This is a genomic window from Kitasatospora sp. CB01950 (genome assembly GCF_001905465.1).
Taxonomy (GTDB): domain Bacteria; phylum Actinomycetota; class Actinomycetes; order Streptomycetales; family Streptomycetaceae; genus Kitasatospora.
Genome location: NZ_LISX01000012.1, coordinates 21,661 through 44,786 on the forward strand (window position 1 = coordinate 21,661; position 23,126 = coordinate 44,786).

Here is a 23,126-nt window from a genome sequence, read left to right on the forward strand (position 1 = left end):
CGTGAATTGGTCGGCACATCCCATTGAAGGGCTCAGAGGGCCCCGAGCCCGACGGCTTGCATCATATCCAGAAATGCAGCACGTCGAGTGCTAGAATTTTCGGTTCGCGGCTCAGCAGCTGCCGTGGCACTTGGGCTTGGAGCCCACTGTTCCAGTGATGCTCCAACCGCCCCAGTCTCCAGTAGCACTGATCTCATAAGACTTGAAGTCTGCCGTATTTGAGGCTTCGAAGGAGCCAATTCCTCTCAGTGCTTCCGATGCCTTGGAATTGTCGGCGGCCCTGATGATGACTTGATCGGCACCCTTGCCCTTGCTGTTTTTGAAGGCCTTCTCGATCGAATTCTTCGTTCCAGCCACTGTCTTGAACTCCGTTGCCACGCCGTCGACCCACGCATCGAAGGCTTTATCGGTCCCCTCGGGGACCGCTACCACACTCTTGCCGTGCGGACCTGAAGCCAGGTCGTAGGCGATGCGGTACTCCTCGTTGTTGAACCCCCAACTCATGTCCTTGTTCTTTCCGGTCATGTAGTCGAACTGGGCTTGATCGAACACATAGGAACCTTCGTCAATTCGATTGGCGGCATCCTCGACGAATTTTTCCAGCATGTAGATGGTGCTCACATTGGCATACTGGCACCCGTCGCGAGAGCCCTTGACGCAGCTGTTGTGGTAGCTCCTCTCCATGACGTCAAGGTTGGAAATTTTATTTCCAGGCTTCTTGAGCCACTGGATGCGGGCCTTCCGCCACTTTTTCGTCTCCGCCGGATCCGGTGGAGGAACGTATGCAGGCTTGTCCTTGTAGCCAGGCTTGGACCGTACCTTGTTGACTTCCGCCTGGAGGTCGGAAGGCTTTCCGACAGAAACCTCCGTCAGCGGGTCCCAGGCCATCAGGCCTTCGGGGTCGCTCTTCGCCACAGGGTTGCTGGCTGCGTAGTTGTAGCCGCCGAGTTGCTGTGCGTCGGTGAATTCGAAGAGCGGGTCGAGGCTGATGAAACGGCCGGTGACGGGGTCGTACTGGCGGACGCCGAGGACGGTCAGGCCGGTGGCTGTGGACGCTGGGGCGTTGAGGAAGCCCCGGTTGTCGGGCCAGGTGGCGGCGGTGCCGCGCGGGGCGCCGTAAGGGGTGAACTGGCGCCAGGTCGGGGTCTGGCAGGTGCGGTCGAGGACGAGGGTCGCGGTGCCGTGCGGGTCCGCGATCTCGAACCGGTAGTTGGTCAGGGTGCCCGTGCGAACGACGGTGCCGCCGCCCGGAAGGGAAAGGTAACGGATGCCGGTGACGGCACCTGTGGCGGTGTTGAGGGTGTACTGCTGGTCCGCCAGGTAGAGGATCGTGCTCCCCGGGTCCTTCTGGAGCAGGACCTTGCCGTCGGTGCCGTAGACGTAGCTGCTGTCGCCGGCCGTGCCGCCCTTGATGGACGTCAGGCGGCCCGCGTCGTCCCAGGTCAGGTTCTGGGTGCCGCCTGCTGCGGTGGCGCGCTTGGTGGCGTTGCCCGCGGTGTCGTACTCGAGGCTGGTGCCACCGGTGGCCGAGGTCAGGGTGTGGGGCTGGTTCTTTCCGTTCCCGTTGTAGGTGTAGGTCGTGGTGGCGTCGGCACCGTTGGTGGTGGAGTGCTCCACCTGGCTGGTGCGGTTGCCGAGGGCGTCGAAGGCCCACTCGGTCCAGTAGGCGCCGCCGGCGACGGCGTCGCCGACCTGCGCGTGTGCCGCCTTGGTCGGAGCGGCCGCGCAGGAGTCGGTGGCGGTCCACGCCTGGGTGAGGCGGTCGAGCTGGTCGTAGCTGTAGCACTGCGTCTCGGACGTCGTACCGAGGCGGGTGGAGACCTGCCGGGTGGTGTTGCCGGCCAGGTTGTAGTCGTAGTGCTGGCGGTCGACGTCGCTCGGGGTGCTGGTGCTGGTGGCGCGCTGGACGAGCTGGTCGGTCAGGCGCCCGGTGTGGGCGTCATAGGTGTTGGTGATGACGCCGTAGCCGACGGTGGGGCTGCCGATCTGCGACTGGGAGACCCGGCCGTAGGCGTCGTAGGTCGTGTCCTGGGTGTAGGCGTAGCTGCCGGACGACAGACCGGCCGGCAGGTCGTGGACGGGGGTGTACGTGTGCATCACGGTCTCGGCCGACAGGCCGTTCCCGTTGGGGTAGGTGTCGGTGTAGGGCAGGCCCGTGTTGGCGGTGTAGGTGTGCGTGACCGCATAGGACTTGCCGCCGAGCGCCGTGCCCTCGGTGTCCGGGATCTTGACCGTCTCGCCGAGGGACGCGCCGAAGACGTTGAAGCCCGAGGCCTGCGTCTCGTAGGCGGCGCCGTTGGAGTAGGACGTCACCGTGGTGGCGTGGCCGATGGGGTTGGCCATACCGGCGACGGCGTTGTTGTCGTTGTCGTACACCCAGGAGGCGGTCCGGGTGGCGTCCGACTGTGCGGTGACCGCCGAGGCGTAGGCCGCGGTCTTGCGGTTCAGCGCGTCGTAGGTGTAGCTGGTCTTCTTGCCCCGCGAGTCGGTCGACTCGACCAGGTTGCCGACGGCGTCGTACTGCATCGTGGCGCTACCGGCGTCGGGATCGTTACGGCCGGTGACCTCTCCGAGCAGATTGAACGAAGTGGTCCAGGTGGATCCTCCGGCGGTGACGGTGTTCTGCGTGCCCTGGACGTCGAAACCGTAGGTGATCGACTGGCTGGTGCCGCCGCTCACCGTGTAGTCGCCGGTGAAGGTGTCGGCCGGTGCCGTCACAGTCGGGCGCACGCTGTAGTCGTCGAGCCGGACGGTGCGACCGAGCGGGTCGGTGACGGTCGTCCTGACCGTGGCCCCGTCGGGTGGGACGACCGTGGTGCGGTCGCCGCCGTAGACGGTGGTCGTGCTCTCCTGGACTGCCGAGAACTTGAGCGAGTCCACCCGCACCGCACGGCCGAGACCGTCGTAGGTGGTGAGTTCCTGGTTCGGAACCTTCGCGTCCGCGGCGTCCGTGGCGAGTGCCGTCGTCGGGAGGTGGTCCGGGTCCCAGAAGGCCTTGTTGGCCTTGGTGACCCAGCCGTGGGAGTCGAAGAACGACTCGGTGATCAGTCGGCCGCCCTGCGGGGTCGGCGACTGGGTCTGCCGGACACGGCCGAGCGAGTCGTACACGGTCACCGACGTCAGATAGTCCTGAGCTTCGTTGAGCTTGGCCGTCGTCGTGCCGGACAGGCCGGTGTTCGACACCGTGTAGCCGAACTTGAGGTTGGCCGGCTGCGCCGTCGATCGGGACTGCGTCCACACTGCCGTGAGCCGGCCGAGTGCGTCGGACTGGCTGGTGGTGGTGATGTTGTTGGCGTCGGTCACCGACACGGCCAGGCCGCGAGCCGGCGCGATGGTCGTCTTGAGGGGCTGGCCCTTGGCGTTGGTGCCGTTGGTGCCGGTGGTGAGGCCGACGCTGTTGATGGTGTACGCCGTGGTCGTGGCGTTGCCGTTCGCGTCCTTCACGACCAGCGGGCGTCCGTACGTGTCGTACGTGGTGCGTGCACCGGTCTGCCAGGTATAGGCACCTCCGGTGTAGCCGGAGGCCTTTTGCGACATGGTGACGTCGCCGAGGGTCGGCGGGGTGGTCTGCGGGAATGCGGTTCCGAACTTCGGGTCGTCGTAGAACGTTCGGGTCGCTGACTCCACCTGCGCGGGCCGGTTGACGGTGGCGGGGGCGGTGAGCGTGTTGTAGCCGGCCGGGGCCGAGGCGATGCTGCCCTCGGTGTAGCCGCCGCATGCCACCGACACGGTCTCCTGCGAGGCGACCAGGCCCACGAGATTCAGAGCGGTGTTCGCGGGGGCGTAGGTGTACGTGGTGCACTGGTCGTAGGCGGGGTTCGCCGGCACGGTGTGCGAGTAAGTGGCTTTCAGCTCGCCGAAGTTGGCGTCCGCAGTGTCCGAAATGTAGGTGTGGTCGGTCGCCCCCACCCGCCACGTCGTGGGCTGGGTGGAAGTGATGGCCTGACGGTTGTAGCTCTCCGCGTCCTTCACCGTGAGCGCGGTGAGCGCGGGGAGACCGGTGCGGTTGCGGGTCGCGGTGGCCGGGGAGACCCAGTACGAGCTGATGCTCAGATTGTCCACCGTACTGCCGTCACCCTTGAAGACCGTCTTCTCGAGGGCCATGCCGAACAGTTGGTCGCTGTCGGGGTGGCTGGCGCCCTGGGAGTCCGTCAGCGAGACGGACCGGATGGAGGTGGGCGACAGCCAGTCCTTGTCCATGCCGCGGTAGTAGCTGGTCTTCTGCTTGGTCCGACGGTCCTTGGTGCCGTCGCCGACCCAGGTGGTGACGTCGGCGTAGCCGCGGAACTGGCCCCAGGTGCGGTACTTGGCCTGCACGACCTCGTTGTCGTCGTAGTGCCAGGCCGCGCCGCCGCCGTACTCGTAGGAGGTGACCTTGGTGAGCGCGCCGCCGGTCTGGTCGGTCTCCCGGACCTCGGTGACGGCGTACTTCCGGAACCAGTCCGTGATCGGGTCGGTGTAGAACTTCGGCGTCCAGCTCACCGGGTAGCAGGAGTTGGTGTTGCTGGAGGCGTTCGCCGAGGCCACGTAGGCGGGGGTGCACTGGTTGGGCAGGCCGTAGCTGATGCCGGTCAGGCCGCCGAGTTCGGTGGTGATCGAGGTCAGCCGGTAGCGGTACATGCCGGGGAAGTTGGCGGTGTCCACCCGGTTCTGCATGGTGGTGCCGCCGAAGACCACGGGCGGGAGTTTGATCGAGCCCGATCCGCCGGCCGTGGTGTCGCTGCCGGTGCGGGTGATCGACGCCAGCCACAGGGTCGGTGACGTGCCGTCGCCGGTGGGCGGCGCGGTCTGCGCCAGGTCGTAGGTGTCGACCGGCGCGTACTGGGAAGTCGCCGTCGAGTACTGCTTGGTGACGATCTGCTTCAGGCGGACGGTCGAGAAGAACGACGGCGACTTCGAGGTGCAGGTCGCGCCGCTGTTGCAGACCAGGTCGAACGGCACGTCCGGGTACTGCGTGCCGGCGTTCGAGGACGAGATCGGGTCGCAGGTGGCGGCCACGCAGCGCGAGTCGGTGAGGAAGTGCACCTGGTTGGGGACGGTGCCGAAGGCGCCGTTGTCCAGCAAGCCGTAGTCGATCCGGGACAGGTAGGAGTCGCGGACGTACTTGGTGTTCGACGCGCCCTTGTTCTGCCCGTAGTAGTTGGTGTCCTGGGTGTACCAGTAGGACATGGCCTGGCCGCGGACGTCCTTGGCGTAGTCCAGGTGCCACTTGTAGGCCATGGTGCAGGCCGAGGAGTTGAATCCTGCGGCGTTGTAGCACGGGTCGCCCGGGTGCGAGGAGTAGACCGGCACCGAGTCGACCGAGTTGGTGACCGGCTTGCCGGTGCTCCAACCGGGCAGCTGGTTGCGGCCGAAGTAGTACACCGTGCCGGAGCGGTCGGTGACCGTCCAGTAGTCGGTGTTGTAGGTGCCGGTGCCGTTGTTGGAGCCGGTGACGTGGGCGATGACCTCGCCGTTGTCGTTCTGCGGCTTCCAGGTGCTCTTCCCGGAGTCCCAGACCAGCGCGCTCGACGAGCCGTTCAGCGACAGGGTCAGGACCGGCCCCGCGTAGCACTGGTCGTTGGTCTCCGAGGGAGACGCGGTGCCCTCGGGCTTGTCGGTGCAGGAGGTGAAGGTCTGCTCGATGAAGGAGTCCGGGGTCGACCAGCCGTCACCGACCCAGGAGGACTGCGCCTGCGTCGAGGCAGTCTTGCCGTCCACCAACGCCGAGTCGTATCCGAGGTTGAAGCTGGGCGCCAACGATGAACTGGCGGTGGGCAGCTGGATCGGATACCCGTAGGTGAACGAACCGCCGGCGCTGCCGCCGGTCCACGAGCCGGACGGCGACAGGGTGCCGGCGGCGTAGTTGCCCGACGGGCCACCGCCCTGGTTGCCGGAGTCGGTCGCGGCGAGGACCTGGACGCCCGACGTCGAAGCGGCCTTCAGCGCGACCGACCCGTCGCCGGACCAGACGGCGGGAACCGCGTGACTGCTCGTCCCGTCGGTCGAGGCCTGCACGGCCGACGACTTCGCGAGTTCGAGCTCCGCGGACACGCTGGACGCCTTGGCGTCCCGCTGGGTGGGGAGCGGGGTCTGCACGCGGCAGGATGCCACCTCAGGGGTGGTCAGCGCGCAGGCCGGAAGGGTGACCAGCTGGAGGCGGGACGCGTAGTTGCCGCCATAGGCTTCGGCGAAGGCCGAGTAGTCGACGCCGACCCGGACCTTGCCGTCGGCCGCGCCGCCGGTGGACGCATCGACACTGAAGACCACGCCGGAGACACCGAGCGCGGCGGACTTCTCATGGTCGAGCACCGTCACACCGACATCGGACGGCCCGTTGTGGGCGCCGCTGCCGGACTTGGCCGCCTGGAGCCAGACCGGCGTACCTGCAACGGCCTGCCTGGTGCCATCGGACTTCTCCGAAGGCGCGGCCAGGCGAGCCTGGCCCTTGGCTGCCTTGGGCCACGTGGTGCCGCGCGGAGTGAAGGTGCGCTGCGCCTCGCTGACCTGCTTGGCGATCTTCGGCTTGAGGTCCTTGACGCCCTTCACGGCAGCCGTCGAGGGCGCACCGGGCTTCCAGGGTTGAGACTTCTCGGCCGCCTGCGCGGGCACGGCGATCAGTGCGGAGACCAGCGTTGCCGCCGAAATTCCCCGAACCCATTGCCAGGGCCTTTGTTGACGGTGTATCACATCTGTGGCTGGTATGCCGACTTGGTTTTTTGCTCTACGGAGCATGGGGGTTCGTCACGCCTTTACAGTCGGCTGCACGAGGGCAGCACCGATGGCCCGACGTGGTGATCACCGCCGGGTCCGGCGACGATCATGGCAAGGGTGTCCACCCCGCGTCACCAGCCAACTCCTGCTCAAGCAAGCGATTTTGCGAATTCTTTACTTCGTCTGCGATGGTCAAATATGGGCAAAATATAGGCAAGCTCTGCAATTCGTTCTGACTGTTTATCAGGGCGCTTCGGAGGCCGGTCGGGCCGTGTGCGAATCTCTCGCCTGGAGTCGGCGTACTGCCGCCTCTGAACCGATGAACGAAAGGGCAGGGGACACTCTCGTGCCACCTTCCACGCCAAGACGCGCGCTCGCCGCAGCCCTGGGTGCGACGCTGACCGCACTGACCCTCACCGCGGCGATACCGGCGCACGCGGACACCCCCGCAACGCCGTCGTCGTCGCCCGCGTCGGCTGCCGGTCCGTTGACGGCCGATCAGGCGTCCTCGAAGGCCCGGACCTCCGGGAAGGCCGTCGTGGTGCAGGGCGCGACCACTCCGACCGGCCAGTTGACTGCCAACCCGGACGGCAGTTTCACCCTGGAGCAGTCCGTCACTCCGGTGCGCACGTACCGGGACGGCGGCTGGAAGTCGCTGGACGCCACCCTGGTGAAGCGTGCCGACGGCTCGATCGCGCCGAAGGTCAGCAGCAGTGCGCTGACCCTCTCCGGCGGTGGCTCCGGCCCGCTGGCGGAGATGAGGAGCGGCAATCGCTCGCTGTCGCTGTCCCTGCCGGCCTCGCTGGTGAAGAACCTGCCGAGCCCCGTGCTGGACGGCCCGACCGCCACCTACAGCCTGCTGGCCGGCATCGACCTGAAGGTCACCGCCGACGCGCAGGGCGGTTTCTCCGAGGTCCTGGTCATCAAGGACGCGGCCGCGGCCGCCAACCCGGCCCTGAAGAAGCTCTCCTTCACCACCCGGACGACCGGGGTCGACCTGGCCGCCGACGCAGCGGGGAACATCACGGCCAAGGACAAGCACGGCAGGGTCGCGTTCTCCGCGCCCGCGCCCGTCCGCGGTGTCTGGGACTCGGCTGTCGACGCCTCGGTGCCGACCGTCACCGACCCGACGGACGGCAAGGTGCTGGATGCCCGCAGTGGCAGTCCGGCCCGCTCCGGCGTCGCCGGCCCCGGTGCCACCGCTCACACCGCGCCGCTGAAGGCCGAGTACGCGTCGGGCGCCATCACCCTCACCCCCGACCCGGCACTGCTGTCGGGCCAGGGCACCGTCTGGCCGCTCTATCTCGATCCGACCTTCGCCGCCGATCCCCCCAGCCAGGGCGGCTCCGCGCTCGGCTGGACATACGTCAGCTCCGCGTTCCCGACCACCAGCTACTGGAAGACGACGGACAGCACGGGCCTGCGGGTCGGCTACAACAGCTGGGACTCGCCCTACTACGTCGGTCGGTCCTACGCGCGGATGTCCGTCCCCAACAGCATCTACGGGGCGCAGATCGTCTCATCCACGTTCTATGCCACCGAGACCTGGGCGCCGTCCTGCAGCGCACGCGAAGTCGAACTGTGGCACACCGGTGCCATCTCGTCGTCGACCACGTGGAACAGCCAGCCCGGCTGGAGCAGCAAGAGCGCGACCAAGAACGTCGCCAACGGCTACAGCAGCAGCTGCCCCGCCGCCTCGGTCGGCTTCGACACCACCTCCGTGATGCAGAGCGCGGCCAACGGCAACTGGGGCGACATCACCCTGGGCCTGCGCGCGACGAACGAGTCCGACGGCTATGGCTGGAAGAAGTTCCAGCCCAGCTCGATGACCATGACGACGACGTACAACCACGTCCCAAACACTCCCACCACGCTGACGACTTCGCCGGCGACCTCCTGCACCGCAGCCCCCCCGACCGTGGTCGGCAACGGCGACGTGGTGCTGCGCGCAGCCGTGTCCGACCCCGAGGGCGGTCGCCTCGGCGCCTATTTCCGGCTGGTCAAGACATCCACCGGTACCGTCGTGGCATCGGCGGACGATTCGCCGGCCGACTCGGGCACCACGGCCCAACTCCAGGTCAGCAGGCAGACCTTGGTGAACGCCTCGGGCGGCGCGGCGACAACCTTCTCCTGGACCGTCTACACCAACGACGGACTCGCCAACAGCGGCACCAGCGCGACCTGCAAGTTCACCTTCGACCCGACCGCACCGGGCAAGCCGAATGCGAACATCGGCTCCGGACCGTTCAAGGTCGGCACCCCGACCCAGGTGACCATTTCCGCCAACCCGGTGGGAAGCGTCCCGGCCAGCTACACCTACCAGCTCAACGGTGCCGCACCCAGCACGGTCCCCGCCGCGGCCGGTAGTGCGACCGTCACCATCAAGCCGACCCGTGCGCACAACGTGCTGACCGTCACCGCGCTCTCGGCCGGTGGCAACCCCAGCGGTGACAGCGAGGTCGTCGAGCTCAACGCGGCGCCCGCCGCCACCGCTCCGGAGAACGACCTCACCGGCGACGGCCTGCCCGACCTCGCCGCCGTCGGCGGCAAGTCCGCACTGCCCGCCGGACTCTGGCTCGCCAGCGGCGCCACCGACAAGTCGCTGAACGCGGCAGCGGACAATCTCGGTGCCCAGGGAACCGCCGGTTCCAACCCCGCACCCGCGGACTGGAACGGCACCCAGGCGATCGTCGGCCACTTCCGCTCCGGCGGCGGCTTCAACGACGTTCTCCAGTACAACCCGACCACGGGTGCGGGCATGGTCCTCTACGGCAACGGCGACGGCTCCGCCCTGTCACCGCTGGTCGGAAAGGGCGTCCCGTCGGTCGCCTTCACCTCGCCCGTCACCAGCGCCAAGGCCGCCTGGATCGCCAACGCCGGGCAGCTCTACACCATCGCGGCCGAAGGAGAGCCGAACCCGTTCCCCTCGCTGCTGAGCATCCTCGACGGCTCGCTCTACCTGCAGCCCACCACCGTCCAGCCCGGCGGCTTCTTCCCCGCCGAGGTCGACCTCTCCGACACCAACCCGACCGGCAGCGGCACCTGGGCCGGCTGGACGATCGTCACCGCACTCGGCACCGACGGCATGCCGAGGATGTTCGCCCGCTCCGACACCGGCGGCCAGCTGTACTACTACAGCTCCGCGAACCTGCTGGCCATGACCCTCGGCAACACGGCAACCCCGGTCCTGGTCGCCTCCAGCGGCTGGACCAAGGCCGCCAAGCCCACCCTGCAGGCCGCGGACATCGACCGCAACGGCACCCTCGACCTCTGGTCCGTGGACGCCAACGGCGCCGCCTCCGCGAACCTGTTCAACGGCACCACGATCAGCGGCCGGCCCGCCCAGACCCTGGTCACCGCCACCCACAGCTGGGCGCTGAACGACAACGCCACCGAGGGCGCGGCCGTCACCACCGCCGCCGACCGCACCGGCACCCTGAACCTCACCGGTCAGGCCGGCGCGACCTGGAGCAGCAAGGACCTGTTCAGCCCCGACGTCCACCTCAACGGCACCTCCACCGGTGTCCTGAGCACCACGACGCCGGCGCTCGACGTGGCGAAGAGCTTCACCGTGTCGGTGTGGGCCAAGCCGGACGTCGAGGGCGGTGTGCTGCTCTCGCAGGACGGCAACAGCACCTCCGGGTTCACGGTCTACCCGGACAGCACCACCCACCAGTGGACCTTCTGCATGGCGAAGGCCGACTTCGGCTGGTCGTTCGACTGTGTGCGCCCCGGCACTGCTCCCGTCCGGACGGGCTCCTGGTCGCACCTGACCGCGACCTACAGCAGTACGACCGGCGTGATGGCGCTGTACGTCAACGGAATCGTGGTCAGTTCGACGCCGCACGCCGCCGTCACGGGGTTCACCAAGGGCTTCCGGGTGGGTGACTTCCTCAACGGCGGCACCCGGCAGAGCTTCTACAAGGGGGCGGTCTCCAATGTCCAGGTCTGGTCCGGCATCGCGCTGACGCCCAGCCAGGTGGCGCTGCTGTCGGGCACTCCCGGGTACGTGCTGTTCCCGAGCGACGACACCAACTACCCGAGCGGCACCACCTGGGCCGCGGGCGCGGCCCGGATGCGCTTCGACGGGGGCGAGCTGGTCATCAGCAGCCCGGGCTACGGCACGTGGAAGACGGGTACCGGCGGCCGGGCCAGCGCCGTGCTCACCCTGCAGGCCGACGGCAACCTGGTCGCCTACCCGCAGGCGGCCCACACCGATGGCACGGCCCTGTGGGCCAGCGGAACGGACACGGCGGGCAACGTCATGTTCTTCCAGCCCGACGGCAACCTGGTCATCTACAAGGCGGACGGCACGGCGATTTGGTCCTCCGGGTCGTTCAGCTACGGCCGCCACTCCGCCGGCACCGAGTCCGGTGGCGACGGCAAGCTCCGCTGGGGCGACTTCAACGGCGACGGCCTGATGGACGCGATCACCGTCGCCGACAACGGTGCGATCGGCGTCAAGCTGAACAACGGCGGCGACGGCCACGGCGGCTGGACCGACCTCGGCCAGGTCGCCGTCGGCCTGACCAGCGACCGGGCGAAGGTCCGCTTCGCCGACTGGGACGGCGACGGCAGGGTGGACTACCTGTATTTCACTTCCAACAGCGCGGTCAGCGTCTTCCTGAACAAGGGCGGCGACATCGCCGGCGGCGGTGGCTGGCAGGGCATCGGGCAGATCACCACCGGCAGCGCCGACTACGCGCACGTCCGCTTCGCGGACTGGGACGGCGACGGCAAGGCCGACTACGTGATGTTCAACGACAGCGGCGCGTTCAGCGTCTTCCTGAACAAGGGCGGCGACGTCATCGGCAACGGCGGCTGGACCGGCCTCGGCCAGGTCGCCTGGGGCGTCACCAACGACCGCAGCCGCGTCCGGTTCGCGGACATCGACGGCGACGGCCGGGCCGACTACAACATCGTCAACGACGACGCCGCCGTCACCACCTACATCAACCAGGGCGGCGACGGCCACGGCGGCTGGTACCTCCGCCCGAAGACCATCACCGGGACGACCACCAACCAGAACCTGGTGAACTTCGCCGACATCAACGGCGACAACCAGACGGACTACCTGGTCACCAACGGCACCACCACGGCCCGGCTCTCCAACGGCGGCGACGACTTCGCCACCCCGGGCTGGATCGACTGGGGCCAGATCCTCGGCACCGTCTGATCAATAGAACAGGCACCACGTAGAAGAGACGCCTCCGCCCCGTTCGGCAGTTGCCTGCTGCCGAACGGGGCGGTCGGGTTTCCACTGCAGTGGTGCGGGGCGTCGGCAGGACTTGGTGGGTCGGCGGTCACAGAGCCGCCCCCGGGCCCTGTGCCGCGATCGGCCGGAGACGTGCCGCCGCCGGTGCTTCCGTCGCCGTTGATCATCCTGCGTGGATCTGTCAGGCCCACTTCGTGTGGCGCGAGGATCGGGAGGGCGGAGTGGGAGGGCGTCAGGTGGTGCGGGGGCGGCGGACGGTGAGGGAGAGCAGGCCGGCCAGGGCGGAGGAGGCGGCGACGGTGAGCAGGGCCGTCGGGAGGGACAGTGCGTCGGCGAGGAAGCCGATGACCGGGGGGCCGATGAGCATGCCCGCGTAGCCGAGGGTGGAGGCGGTGGCCACGCCCTGCGGGCCGGCGGTCTCGCCGGCGCGGGCGATGGCGAGCGGGAAGACGTTGGCGAGGCCGAGGCCGACCAGGACGAAGCCGGCGAGGGCGGCGGGGACGGACGGGGCGAGGGCGGCGGTCGCCATGCCCGCGCAGGCGGCCAGGCCGCCGAGCAGCAGCACCCGGGTGTGGCCGAGGCGTTCGGTGAGCCAGGTGCCGGAGAGGCGGCCCACCGTCATCGCGAACGCGAAGGCCGCGTACCCGGCGGCGGCCAGCGCCGCGCTCGCGTGGACGTCGTCGGTGAGGTGCAGGGTCGCCCAGTCGGCGAGCGCGCCCTCGCCGTACGCGGTGCACAGTGCGACCAGGCCGAGCAGCAGCACCAGCAGCCGGGCGTGCCCGGTCGGGCGTGAACGCCCGGGCGCGGCAGGGCTGTTGACGGTGCGGGGGCGGGCGGCCGGGGCGCGCAGCAGGGCGGCGCCGGCGACGGCGGTGACGACGGCCCCGAGGGCGGCGGCCAGCGTCAGCGCCCAGGCGGCGGAGAGGCGTCCGGCGAGGAGTCCGCCGATCGCCGCGCCGAGCAGGCCGCCGAGGCTGTACCCGGCGTGGAAGCTCGGCATGACGGGCCGGCGGAGTTCGGCGACCAGGTCGACGGCGGCGCTGTTCATCGCGACGTTGGCCGCGCCGTACCCGGCGCCGAACAGCAGCAGGACGGTGCCGAGGGCGAGCACGGAGTGGGTGTGCGCGGGCAGGGCGACGGAGAGGGAGAACACGGCGAGGGCGGCGACCGTGACGGGGCGGGAGCCGAAGCGCAGGCAGAGCCGGCCGACCAGGGCCATGGTGGCGACCGCGCCGGCCGAGATGCACAGCAGGGCCAGGCCCAGCGCGCTGTGCGAGGCGGCGACCTGGGCGCGGACATCCGGGATGCGGACCACCCAGGAGGCGAACAGGAAGCCGTCGACGGCGAAGAAGGCGGTGAGGGCGAGGCGTGCCGCCGACCAGGAGGAGCGTCGGCCGGACGGGGAGGCGAGGGAGGAGGAACGGGCTTCTGTTTTGTTCAGTAGCGGCACAAAGTCAGAATAGGGGAGTGCCGCACACACCTTCAAGCCCGAATCGGAGCCCCGCCGTGAGCACCCCGCACCGCACCGCCCCCGATCGCGGCCGCACCCTGCTCGGACCGGCGCTGCGCCTGATCCACACCGGACAGGCCCCCACCCGCTCCGCGCTCACCGGTGCCCTCGACGTCACCCGCGCCACCGCCGGCGCCGTCACCGGCGAACTGGAGGCGCTCGGTCTGATCAGCGTCGACTCCCGCCCCGCCGGCGGCGGCCGCGGCCGCCCCTCGCACCGCCTCGCGCTCGCCGACCCCGGCCCCGCCGTGCTCGCCGCCCAGCTGCACGCCGACGGCGTCTCCGTCGCCCTCGCCGCGCTCGGCGGCCGGCTGCTGGAGACCGCCCACCTGCCGCTGCCCGCCGACACCGCGCCCGATCGCCTGCTCGGCGCCGTCGCCGAGGCCGGCGCGACGCTCGCCCGGGGCAGCCGCCGCCGGGTGCTCGGCTTCGCCCTCGCGCTGCCCAACCCCGTCACCGAACCCGACGGCGCCGCGCTCGCCGCGCTGCACTTCGACTGGCCGGCCGGCGCGCCCGTCGCCGAGCTGTTCGCCGACCGGGTGGCCGGCGCGGACCTCGGCCCGCGCGCCCGTACCGTGCTCCCGACCGCCGTCGCCAACGACGCCAACCTGGCCGCGCTCGCCGAACACCGCCACGGCGCCGGACGCGACGCCCGGCACCTGCTGCTGGTCACCTCCGGACACCGCGGCGTCGGCGGCGCCCTGGTCGTCGACGGCCGCCTGCACACCGGCAGTTCGGGCCTCGCCCTGGAGGTCGGCCACCTCACCGTGGACCCGCTCGGCCGGCCCTGCCCGTGCGGCAACCGCGGCTGCCTGAACGCCGAGACCGACCCCGACGCGCTGTTCGCCGCCGCCAAGCGCCGCCCCGACCCCGACCGGCCGCTGCTCCCGCAGGCCCGCGAACTCGCCCGCGACCCGGAGTCCGCCGACGCCGTCGAACACGTCGTGGACCGCCTCGGCCTGGGCCTGGCCGGGCTGGTCAACATCCTCAACCCCGACCGGATCGTGCTCAGCGGCCTGCACCTCGACCTGCTGGCCGCCGCCCCCGACCGGCTGGCCGCCCAGGTCGCCGAACGCTGCCTGTGGGGCCGCAGCGGACGCGTCCCGATCGTCCCCGCGCAGGTCGCCCACGCCGGGCTGGTCGGCGCCGCCGAACTCGCCTGGGAGCCCTACCTGGAGGACCCGCAGGCCGTCGCCGGGAGCTGACGGGAACGCGAACGGCGCGGGTCGACGGATCGTCGACCCGCGCCGTTCGGCGCACTACCGGAAGGTCACTTGCCGAAGCGGAGCTTCCACGGCGCGACGGCCGACTCCAGCTGCACGCCCAGGCTCATCTTCGACATGCCCTCGACGCGCTCCTCGAAGCGGATCGGCACCTCGGAGATGCGCATGCCGCGCTTGACCACGCGGTAGTTCATCTCGACCTGGAACGAGTAGCCGTTGGAACGCACCGACGGCAGGTCGACCTTGCGCAGCGCCTGCGCCTCCCAGGCCTTGAAGCCCGCGGTGGCGTCCTTGACCTTCAGCTGCAGGATCGCGTTGACGTAGAAGTTCGCCCACGCCGACAGCGCCTTGCGGTGCCACGGCCACTCCGACGCGGTCGAGCCGCCCGGCACGTAGCGCGAGCCGAGGACGACCGAGGAGTCGGTGGTGGTGAGCTTCTCCACCATGGCGGGGACCGCGGTGTGCGGGTGCGACAGGTCGGCGTCCATCTGGATCACGATGTCCGCGCCGTCGTCCAGCGCCTTGGTCATGCCCGCGATGTAGGCCCGGCCCAGGCCGTCCTTCTCGGTACGGTGCAGCACGGTGAGGGTGCCGCCCGACTCCGCGCCCAGCTTGTCCGCGACGTCGCCCGTGCCGTCGGGGGAGTTGTCGTCCACTACCAGAACGTGCAGGTTCGGCATGCCGAGCTCGCCCAACCGACCTACCAGGATCGGGAGGTTCTCCCGCTCGTTGTACGTCGGAACAACCACAACAACCTTCGGGTGGGCCTCAGCCATGTTTCTTCTATCCTCGATACGGTTATGAGAGCCGGATGCGGCAGTCTAGCGTTGATCCCCGCACGTACGTTCCGGGGGGCCGCCGCGGGAATGGCCGTGACCTGCCGTCCGTTCAGCCGGGCATGACCGACAACACACCGGCCGATCCGGCCGAGCCGCTGCGCTACGCCGCCTTCACCGCCGACCCCGCCGGCGGCAACCCGGCGGGCGTGGTCCTGGACGCCACCGCGCTCGGCGACCGGCAGCAGTTGGCCCTCGCCGCCGAGCTCGGCTACTCCGAGACCGCGTTCCTCACGCCCGTGCCCGACCAGCCGCGCAGCCGCACCGTCCGCTACTTCAGCCCCCGGCTGGAGGTGCCGTTCTGCGGGCACGCCACCATCGCCGCCGCCGTCGCGCTCGGCGAGCTGATCGGCCCCGGCGAGCTGCTGTTCGAGACCAAGGCGGGCCCGGTGCCGGTCGCGGTGGAGCGCACCGCCGGCGGAGAGTTCACGGCGACGTTGACGAGTGTTCCGCCGTATGTCGAGGAGGCCGACGCCGCGGACCTCGCCGAGGCCCTCGACGCGCTCGGCTGGAAGGCCGGGGAACTCGACCCGCAGCTGCCGCCGATGATCGCCTACGCGGGCGCCCGGCACCTGGTGATCGGCGCCGCCACCCGGGCCCGACTCGCCGACCTCGACTACGACTTCGAGGCGCTGGCCGCGCTGATGCGCCGCCTCGACCTGGTCACCCTCCAGCTGGTCTGGGAGCAGGACGCCGCCACCTTCCACGTCCGCGACCCGTTCCCGGTCGGCGGCATCGTCGAGGACCCGGCGACCGGCGCGGCCGCCGCCGCGTTCGGCGCCTACCTGCGCCACCTGCGGCACCTGGAGACCGCCCGGCTGACGCTGCACCAGGGCGAGGACCTCGGCCGGCCCGGCCTGCTGACCGTGGACCTGACCGAGGGCGAGGTCCGGGTCCGGGTCACCGGCCGGGCGGTGCGCATCCCCTGACGGCCCGTCGGCCCCGGCCGGCTACTCGCCTCCGGCCGCCCGCTCGGCCCCGGCTGCCCGTCCGGCCCCGGTTCCCCGCTCGGCCCCGGCTGCCCGTCCGGCTCCGGGGCCCGGCCGGGTGCGGGCCAGGTCGAGCAGCGGCGGCCCGTACTCGGGGTGCGCGAGGGCGTGCGCGAACTGGGCGAGCAGGTATGCCTGCGGGTTGCCGGTGTCGTACCAGCGGCCCTCGATGACCTGGCCGTACACGGCGCGCCGGGCCGCGTACGCGTTCAGCGCGTCGGTCAGGTACAGCTCGCCCACCGGGTTGGCCCGGAACTGCCGGTACTGCTCGCGGAGTTCGTCCACCACGCCGGGCGTCAGCACGTAGCCGCCGATCGCCGCGTAGTGCGACGGGGCGACCGACGGATCGGGCTTCTCCACCAGGCCGGTGATGCGCAGCGCGCCCTCGCCGAGATCCTCCTTGACCATCGGGACGCCGTAGCGGTGCGACTCGGCCGGGTCCATCGGCATCAGCGCCAGCACCGGAGCGCCGGTCTTCTCGTGCGCGGTGATCAACTGTCGGGCGCGCGGCACCCGCGCGACGAACACGTCGTCGGGCCACAGCACCAGGAACGGCTCGTCGCCGAAGTCGCGGGCCGCGTTCAGCACCGGCGTGCCGTTGCCGTACGGGCCGTGCTGGAACAGATAGGTGATGTGGCCGCGCCGGGACAGGTCCGCGACGTCCTCCACCGCGTCCGCGTACGCGTCCTTGCCGGCCGCGCGCAACTGCGCGACCAGCGCCGGGTTGGGCCGGAAGTGGTCCTGGATCAGCGACTTGTCGCCGGACACCACGATGGTGATGTCGGTGATGCCGGAGTCGATCAACTCCCGCACGGTGTGCTCGATCACCGGCCGGTCGCCGACCGGCAGCATCTCCTTCGGGATGGCCCTGGTGAGCGGGAGCAGCCGGGAGCCGAGTCCGGCCGCGGGGATGACGGCTCGGCGCAGGGTGGTGGGCATGGGGCCTCCTCCGGGTGGGCGGTCGCGGTGCCGGACCGACCGTACCAGGGGTGACGGATCGATCACGGCGCGTGGCCGGGCGTACTGCGGCGGGAGTACGCGGGTCTGCTCCGCGCGGCCGATGGTGCGGGCCCGGGGCGCGGTTAGCCTTCCGGTATGGGAGACGTTCGGCAGCCGTGGGTGCCCGTGTGGGTGCGGGCCGGCAAGGCGGGGTGGCCGGTCGCGGCCGCCGTCGTGGTGACGGTCGTCCAGGTGGTCGGGACGACCGTGGCCGGCCGGCACCAGGGCGAACGCGTCCCGCTGGACGCCTGGGGGTACCTGCTGCTGGTGCTCGGCCCCGCGCTGCTGGTGCTGCGCGCCCGGTACCCGGCGGTCACCGTCGCCGCGAACACCGCCGTGACGGCGCTCTACCTGTGGGCCGGGTACCCGTACGGGCCGGCGTTCGTGGCGATGGTGGTGGCGTTCTTCTCGGCCGTGCAGCGCGGCCACCGGCGGGCCGCCTGGATCAGCGCCGGCAGCTTCTACCTGCTGCACCTGCTGGTGAGCTACGCCGTGCCCGCGTCCTGGCTGCGCGCGCCCGCCGGCTCGGTCGCGGGCTGGCAGGAGCTCGGCGTCACCGCCTGGCTGCTGCTGGTCTTCGTCGGCGCCGAACTGGCCCGGTTCCGGCGCGAGCAGATGGCCGCCGTGCGGGCCGCCGAGGAGGAGGCCCGGGCACGCCGCTCCGACGAGGAGCGGCTGCGGATGGCACGGGAGTTGCACGACATCCTGGCGCACTCGATCTCGCTGATCCACCTCCAGGCGGGCGTCGCCCTGGAACTGCTCGACGCCCGGCCCGAACAGGCCCGGGACGCGCTCACCACCATCAAGGCGACCAGCAAGGAGGCGCTCGGCGAGGTCCGCCAGGTGCTCGGCACGCTGCGCACCCCCGGGGCCGCCGCGCCGCGCACCCCCGCCCCCGGCCTGGAACGCCTCGACGAACTGGTCGCGCAGGCCGGCCACGCGGGCCTGGCCGTCACCGTCCGCACCGAGGGCCGCGCCGGGCAGCTCGGCGCGGGCCTCGGACTCGCCGCGTTCCGGATCGTCCAGGAGGCGCTGACCAACGTCCTGCGGCACTCCACCGCCCGCACCGCCACCGTCGAACTGGCGTGGCTCCCCGGTCGGTTGGAGGTGTCGGTGGCCGACCCCGGGCCGCCCGGCGGCGGGGACGCGGGCGGCAGCGGCACCGGGCTGGTCGGCATGCGCGAGCGGGCCGCCGCGTTCGGCGGCGCCGTGGACGCCGGGCCCGACGGCGCGGACGGCTGGCAGGTCCGGGCCCGGCTGCCGCTCACCGCGAAGGAGGTCGACGCATGATCAGGGTGCTGCTCGCCGACGACCAGCGGCTGGTCCGGGCCGGATTCCGGGCGCTGCTGGACGCGCAGGACGACCTGGAGGTCGTCGGCGAGGCCGACGACGGCGAACAGGCCGTCGCCCGGGCCGCCGAACTGCGCCCCGACGTCGTCCTGATGGACATCCGGATGCCCCGCCTGGACGGCCTCGCCGCGACCCGCCGGATCTGCGCCGACCCCGCACTCGCCGCCGTCCGGGTGGTCGTGCTGACCACCTTCGAACTCGACGAGTACGTCTTCGAGGCGCTACGGGCCGGCGCCGCCGGATTCCTGGTCAAGGACACCGAACCCGGCGACCTGCTGCGCGCCGTGCGGGTCGCCGCCGACGGCGACGCGCTGCTCTCCCCGGGCGTCACCCGCCGCCTGATCGGCGAGTTCGCCGCCCGTTCCAAGGAACCGTCCACCGCCCGCCTGGACGTCCTCACCGACCGCGAACGCGAAGTCCTCGCGCTGGTCGGCCTCGGCCTCACCAACGAGGACATCGCCCGCCGCCTGGTGGTCAGCCCGCTCACCGCCAAGACCCACGTCAGCCGCACCATGGTCAAACTCGGCGTCCGCGACCGCGCCCAACTCGTCGTCGCCGCCTACGAATCCGGCCTGGTCCGGCCCGGCTGGCTCGGGTAGTACACCGGGAGTAGCCGCGGTGCCGCCCGGTGGGGGACGCGGCGGGGGCGGGGCCGGCGGGACGGTGGAGGGGCGGGCAGGGGACGATCCCCGCCCCCCTTCCGAGGAGATGACTTCCGATGGTCGAACTGCTGGCCGACGGCTACGGGCACTGGCCCGGCCCCTGGGTGCTGGTGTTCCCGTTCTTCTGGCTGCTGGTCGTGGTGTTCGCCGTGCTGGTGCTGCGCCGGACGGTGTGGCGCCGCCGCGGCTGGTGCGGCGCCGGCACGGCCGAGCACGCGCCGCTGGCGGTGCTCGGACGCCGCTACGCACAGGGCGAGATCGACGCCGACGAGTACCGCGAGCGCCGCGCCGTCCTCACCGAGGGCCAGGACACGCCCGGGGTGAAGCGATGAGCGCCGCCGCCCGGGTCGAGGACGCCGTCAAGGAGTACGGCGCGGGGGAGACCCGGGTGCGGGCCCTGGACGGGGTGAGCGTCGAGTTCGCCGCCGCCCGGTTCACCGCCGTGATGGGGCCCTCCGGCTCCGGAAAGTCCACCCTCATGCACTGCGCCGCCGGGCTCGACACCCTGAGCGGCGGCCGGGCCTGGCTCGGCGACACCGAGCTCTCGACGCTCGGCGACCGGGAGTTGACGCTGCTGCGCCGCGAACGGATCGGCTTCGTCTTCCAGGCGTTCAACCTGGTGCCGACGCTGACCGTCCGGGAGAACATCACCCTGCCGCTCGACCTCGGCGGCGCCGCCCCCGACCCCGACTGGCTGGACGCCCTGATCGACGTCGTCGGCCTCGCCGACCGCCTGCACCACCGCCCGAGCCAGCTCTCCGGCGGCCAGCAGCAGCGCGTCGCCGTCGCCCGGGCGCTCGCCGGACGCCCCCAGGTGGTGTTCGCCGACGAACCCACCGGCAACCTCGACTCCCGCAGCGGCGGCGAAGTCCTCGGCCTGCTGCGCTCCGCCGTCGACACCATGCGCCAGTCCGTGGTGATGGTCACCCACGACCCGGCCGCCGCCGCATACGCCGACACCGTGCTGTTCCTGGCCGACGGCCGCCTCGTCGACACCATGCAACGGCCCACCGCCGAACGGGTGTTGGACCGCATGAAGGCCTTCGACGGACGCCGTTCCCCGGCGGCCGCCCGGTGAACGCATCCGTCCGGATCGGGGCGCGCTCGCTGCTCGCCCACCGTCGCCGCCTGGTCGGCACCGTGCTGTCGATCGTCCTCGGCGTCGCCTTCCTGACCGGCACCATGGTGCTCGGCGACACCCTGCGCGCCAACTTCGACACCCTGTTCGCCGACGCCAACGCCGGCACCGACGCCGTGGTCCGCAGCGCCGACGCCCTCGCCGACCCCGCCGTCCCGGGCGGTGTCCGCGCCCCGCTCGACGCCGCGATCGTCGACCGGCTGCGCGCCGTGCCCGGCGTCGCCGCCGCCGAAGGGGCCGTCCAGGGCGCGGGTCAGCTCATCGGCGCCGACGGCAAGCCGGTCGGCGGCCAGGGCCCGCCCACCTGGGCCGGCAACTGGATCGCCGACCCGACCCTCAACCCCTACCGGCTCGCCGAAGGCCGCGCGCCCGCCGCCCCCGGCGAGGCCGTCATCAACCGCGGCGCCGCCAAGGCCGGCAAGCTGCACGTCGGCGACACCACCGTGGTGCGCACCCCCGACCCGGTGCGGATCACCGTCGTCGGCATCGCCACCTTCGGCGCGGACGCCGACGGCATGGGCCCCAGCACCTTCACCGCGCTCACCCTCGCCGACGCCCAGGCCCACCTGACACCGAACGGCAGCGGCCAGGTCTCCACCGTCCGGCTGCGCGCCGCCGACGGCCTCGGCCAACGCCAACTGGTGGAACGCGTACGGCCGTTGCTGCCCGCCGGAGTGGAGGCGCTGACCGGCGCGGACGCCACCGCGCAGTCCACGGCGGACGTCTCCGGGCGCTTCCTCGGACTGTTCACCACCCTGCTGCTGGTGTTCGCCGGCATCGCGCTGCTGGTCGCCACCTTCACCATCCACAACACCTTCGCCATCGTCACCGCCCAACGCACCCGCGAGAACGCCCTGCTGCGCGCCCTCGGCGCGAGCCGCCGGCAGGTCCTCGGCACCACCCTCGGTGAAGCGCTCACCCTCGGGCTGCTGGCCTCCGCGCTCGGCCTGCTCGGTGGCTTCGGCGTCGCCGCCGGACTCAAGGCGCTGTTCGCCGCGATCGGCTTCACGCTGCCCACCGGCGGCACCGTCGTCAAACCCGCCACCGTCCTGCTGCCGCTGCTGGTCGGCACCCTGGTGGCGGCCGGCTCCGCGCTCGCCCCCGCGCTGCGCGCCGCCCGCACCGCCCCGCTCGCCGCACTGCGGGAGACCGCCGTGGACGAGGCCGCGACCGGGCGAAGTGCCCTGGTACGGACGGGCGTCGGCGTGCTGATGGTGCTCGGCGGGCTGCCGGCGCTGATCCTCGGCGCCACCCGCGGGCCGTCGCTGGCGCTGACCGTCGGCGGGGCGCTCGCCCTGCTGCTGGGCACCGTGGTGCTCGGGCCGGTCGCCGCCGCGTCCGCCGTCCGGCTGCTCGGCGCGCCGCTGCCCCGGCTGCGCGGCGTCACCGGCGCGCTGGCCCGGCGCAACGCCGCCCGCAACCCGAAGCGGACCGCCGCCACCGCCAGCGCGCTGATGGTGGGCGTCGCCGTGGTCACCCTGTTCACCGTGTTCGGCGCGTCCGTGCGGGCCACCCTGGACGACACCGTCGCCCGGTCCTTCGCCGGCGACCTCGCCGTCAGCGCCCCCGCCGCCGGGGCCGGCGGCAGCGGGGTCTCCCCGAAGCTCGCCCCCGCCCTGGCCGCCCTGCCGGAGGTCCGCGCCGCCGCGGGCCTCGGCCGGGGAGTGGCCCAGGTGGACGGGCACGGCAAGCAGTTGGACGTCGCCGACCCGGAGCAGCTGGCCCAGGTCACCGACCTCGGGCGGATCGACGGCTCGCTGGCCGAACTGGGCGCCGACGGCCTCGCCGTCTCCCGCACCGAGGCGGCCGCCCGGGGCTGGCGGGTGGGCAGCGTCGTCCCCGTGCGCTTCACCGACGGGACGGTCACGTTCACCGTCCGGGCGCTGTACCGGGGCGGCGGCGTCACCGGCGACTACCTGATCAGCCGCCAGGCCTGGCAGCCGCACCGCGTCCAGGACTCCGACACGCTGGTCGCCGTCGCCCTGAAGCCCGGGGTGAGCCTGGACGCCGGGAAGGCCGCGATCGCCGAGGTGGCCGACGGCTACGGCAACCCGCAGGTGCAGACCCGCGACGAGTACGCCGAGAGCGCCGCGTCCGGCGTCGACATGATGCTCTCGGTGGTCTACGCGCTGCTGGCGCTCGCCGTGCTGATCGCGCTGCTCGGCATCGCCAACACGCTCACCCTGGCCGTCCACGAACGCCTGCGCGAGCTCGGCCTGCTGCGGGCCGTCGGGCAGACCCGGGCGCAGCTGCGGGCCATGGTGCGCTGGGAGTCGGTGCTGGTCGCCGCGTTCGGCACGGCCGGCGGGCTGGCGCTCGGCGCGCTGCTCGGCTGGGCGCTCACCCGGGCCGCGGACAGCGCCGGGACCGGCTCGTTCGCGCTGCCCGTCGGGCGGCTGGCCGTCGTCGCGCTGGTCGGCCTGGTGGCGGGCGCGCTGGCCGGGCTGCGGCCCGCGGCGAGGGCCGCCCGGCTGGACATCCTGCAAGCGGTGGCGGCGGTTTGACGAGCCG

General features: G+C 71.6%; 12 protein-coding genes. 8 read left to right on the forward strand and 4 right to left on the reverse strand.

Features of this window, described 5'->3' with window-relative positions; genetic code table 11:
• Nucleotides 1-111 precede the first annotated feature (111 nt).
• Nucleotides 112-6,591 carry an RHS repeat domain-containing protein gene (locus tag AMK19_RS26105; RefSeq protein ID WP_158071947.1) on the reverse strand — a complete coding sequence of 2,160 codons (6,480 nt, stop codon included), beginning with the start codon at nucleotides 6,589-6,591 and terminating at the stop codon, nucleotides 112-114.
• Nucleotides 6,592-7,180: 589 nt separating this feature from the next.
• On the opposite strand from AMK19_RS26105, the gene AMK19_RS26110 reads away from it, so the two are divergent.
• Nucleotides 7,181-11,869: an FG-GAP-like repeat-containing protein gene (locus AMK19_RS26110; protein WP_158071948.1), complete on the forward strand. Its 4,689-nt coding sequence runs from the start codon at nucleotides 7,181-7,183 to the stop codon at nucleotides 11,867-11,869.
• A gap of 271 nt (nucleotides 11,870-12,140) precedes the next feature.
• Here AMK19_RS26110 and AMK19_RS26115 read toward each other — a convergent pair whose 3' ends face one another.
• A complete protein-coding gene (locus AMK19_RS26115; RefSeq protein ID WP_073815858.1) occupies nucleotides 12,141-13,358 on the reverse strand; it encodes an MFS transporter in 1,218 nt (405 codons plus the stop codon).
• A gap of 56 nt (nucleotides 13,359-13,414) precedes the next feature.
• Between AMK19_RS26115 and AMK19_RS26120 the strand changes: the two genes are divergently transcribed.
• A complete protein-coding gene (locus tag AMK19_RS26120) occupies nucleotides 13,415-14,623 on the forward strand; it encodes an ROK family protein (RefSeq protein ID WP_073815859.1) in 1,209 nt (402 codons plus the stop codon).
• 65 nt (nucleotides 14,624-14,688) lie between these two features.
• Here AMK19_RS26120 and AMK19_RS26125 read toward each other — a convergent pair whose 3' ends face one another.
• Nucleotides 14,689-15,417, reverse strand: coding sequence for a polyprenol monophosphomannose synthase (locus AMK19_RS26125; protein WP_073815861.1), 729 nt, complete (start codon nucleotides 15,415-15,417; stop codon nucleotides 14,689-14,691).
• 122 nt (nucleotides 15,418-15,539) lie between these two features.
• On the opposite strand from AMK19_RS26125, the gene AMK19_RS26130 reads away from it, so the two are divergent.
• Nucleotides 15,540-16,406 carry a PhzF family phenazine biosynthesis protein gene (locus AMK19_RS26130; protein ID WP_073815863.1) on the forward strand — a complete coding sequence of 289 codons (867 nt, stop codon included), beginning with the start codon at nucleotides 15,540-15,542 and terminating at the stop codon, nucleotides 16,404-16,406.
• Nucleotides 16,407-16,427: 21 nt separating this feature from the next.
• On the opposite strand, the gene AMK19_RS26135 is transcribed toward AMK19_RS26130, so the two are convergent.
• Nucleotides 16,428-17,405, reverse strand: a complete 978-nt coding sequence (locus AMK19_RS26135) for a UTP--glucose-1-phosphate uridylyltransferase (protein ID WP_083647367.1) — start codon at nucleotides 17,403-17,405, stop codon at nucleotides 16,428-16,430.
• 156 nt (nucleotides 17,406-17,561) lie between these two features.
• Here AMK19_RS26135 and AMK19_RS26140 point away from each other — a divergent pair, with 156 nt between their 5' ends.
• The 5 genes from AMK19_RS26140 (at nucleotide 17,562) to AMK19_RS26160 (ending at nucleotide 23,119) form a co-directional block, all read left to right on the forward strand.
• On the forward strand, nucleotides 17,562-18,755 hold the full coding sequence (locus AMK19_RS26140) for a sensor histidine kinase (RefSeq protein WP_073815864.1): 1,194 nt from the start codon (nucleotides 17,562-17,564) through the stop codon (nucleotides 18,753-18,755).
• On the forward strand, nucleotides 18,752-19,414 hold the full coding sequence (locus tag AMK19_RS26145) for a response regulator (RefSeq protein WP_073815866.1): 663 nt from the start codon (nucleotides 18,752-18,754) through the stop codon (nucleotides 19,412-19,414). The genes AMK19_RS26140 and AMK19_RS26145 overlap by 4 nt, the downstream gene beginning before the upstream one ends.
• A gap of 119 nt (nucleotides 19,415-19,533) precedes the next feature.
• Nucleotides 19,534-19,809 carry an SHOCT domain-containing protein gene (locus AMK19_RS26150; RefSeq protein ID WP_073815867.1) on the forward strand — a complete coding sequence of 92 codons (276 nt, stop codon included), beginning with the start codon at nucleotides 19,534-19,536 and terminating at the stop codon, nucleotides 19,807-19,809.
• Nucleotides 19,806-20,555, forward strand: a complete 750-nt coding sequence (locus AMK19_RS26155) for an ABC transporter ATP-binding protein (RefSeq protein WP_073815869.1) — start codon at nucleotides 19,806-19,808, stop codon at nucleotides 20,553-20,555. Before AMK19_RS26150 ends, AMK19_RS26155 begins: the two co-directional genes overlap by 4 nt.
• A complete protein-coding gene (locus AMK19_RS26160) occupies nucleotides 20,552-23,119 on the forward strand; it encodes an FtsX-like permease family protein (protein ID WP_073815870.1) in 2,568 nt (855 codons plus the stop codon). The genes AMK19_RS26155 and AMK19_RS26160 overlap by 4 nt, the downstream gene beginning before the upstream one ends.
• Nucleotides 23,120-23,126 lie beyond the last annotated feature (7 nt).

Excerpts from the sequence above, each read along its gene's own strand:
- AMK19_RS26125 (WP_073815861.1), bottom strand. The coding sequence starts at position 15,417 with ATGGCTGAGGCCCACCCGAAGGTTGTTGTGGTTGTTCCGACGTACAAC.
- AMK19_RS26155 (WP_073815869.1), top strand. The coding sequence starts at position 19,806 with ATGAGCGCCGCCGCCCGGGTCGAGGACGCCGTCAAGGAGTACGGCGCG.
- AMK19_RS26145 (WP_073815866.1), top strand. The coding sequence starts at position 18,752 with ATGATCAGGGTGCTGCTCGCCGACGACCAGCGGCTGGTCCGGGCCGGA.
- AMK19_RS26130 (WP_073815863.1), top strand. The coding sequence starts at position 15,540 with ATGACCGACAACACACCGGCCGATCCGGCCGAGCCGCTGCGCTACGCC.
- AMK19_RS26150 (WP_073815867.1), top strand. The coding sequence starts at position 19,534 with ATGGTCGAACTGCTGGCCGACGGCTACGGGCACTGGCCCGGCCCCTGG.
- AMK19_RS26140 (WP_073815864.1), top strand. The coding sequence starts at position 17,562 with ATGGGAGACGTTCGGCAGCCGTGGGTGCCCGTGTGGGTGCGGGCCGGC.
- AMK19_RS26135 (WP_083647367.1), bottom strand. The coding sequence starts at position 17,405 with ATGCCCACCACCCTGCGCCGAGCCGTCATCCCCGCGGCCGGACTCGGC.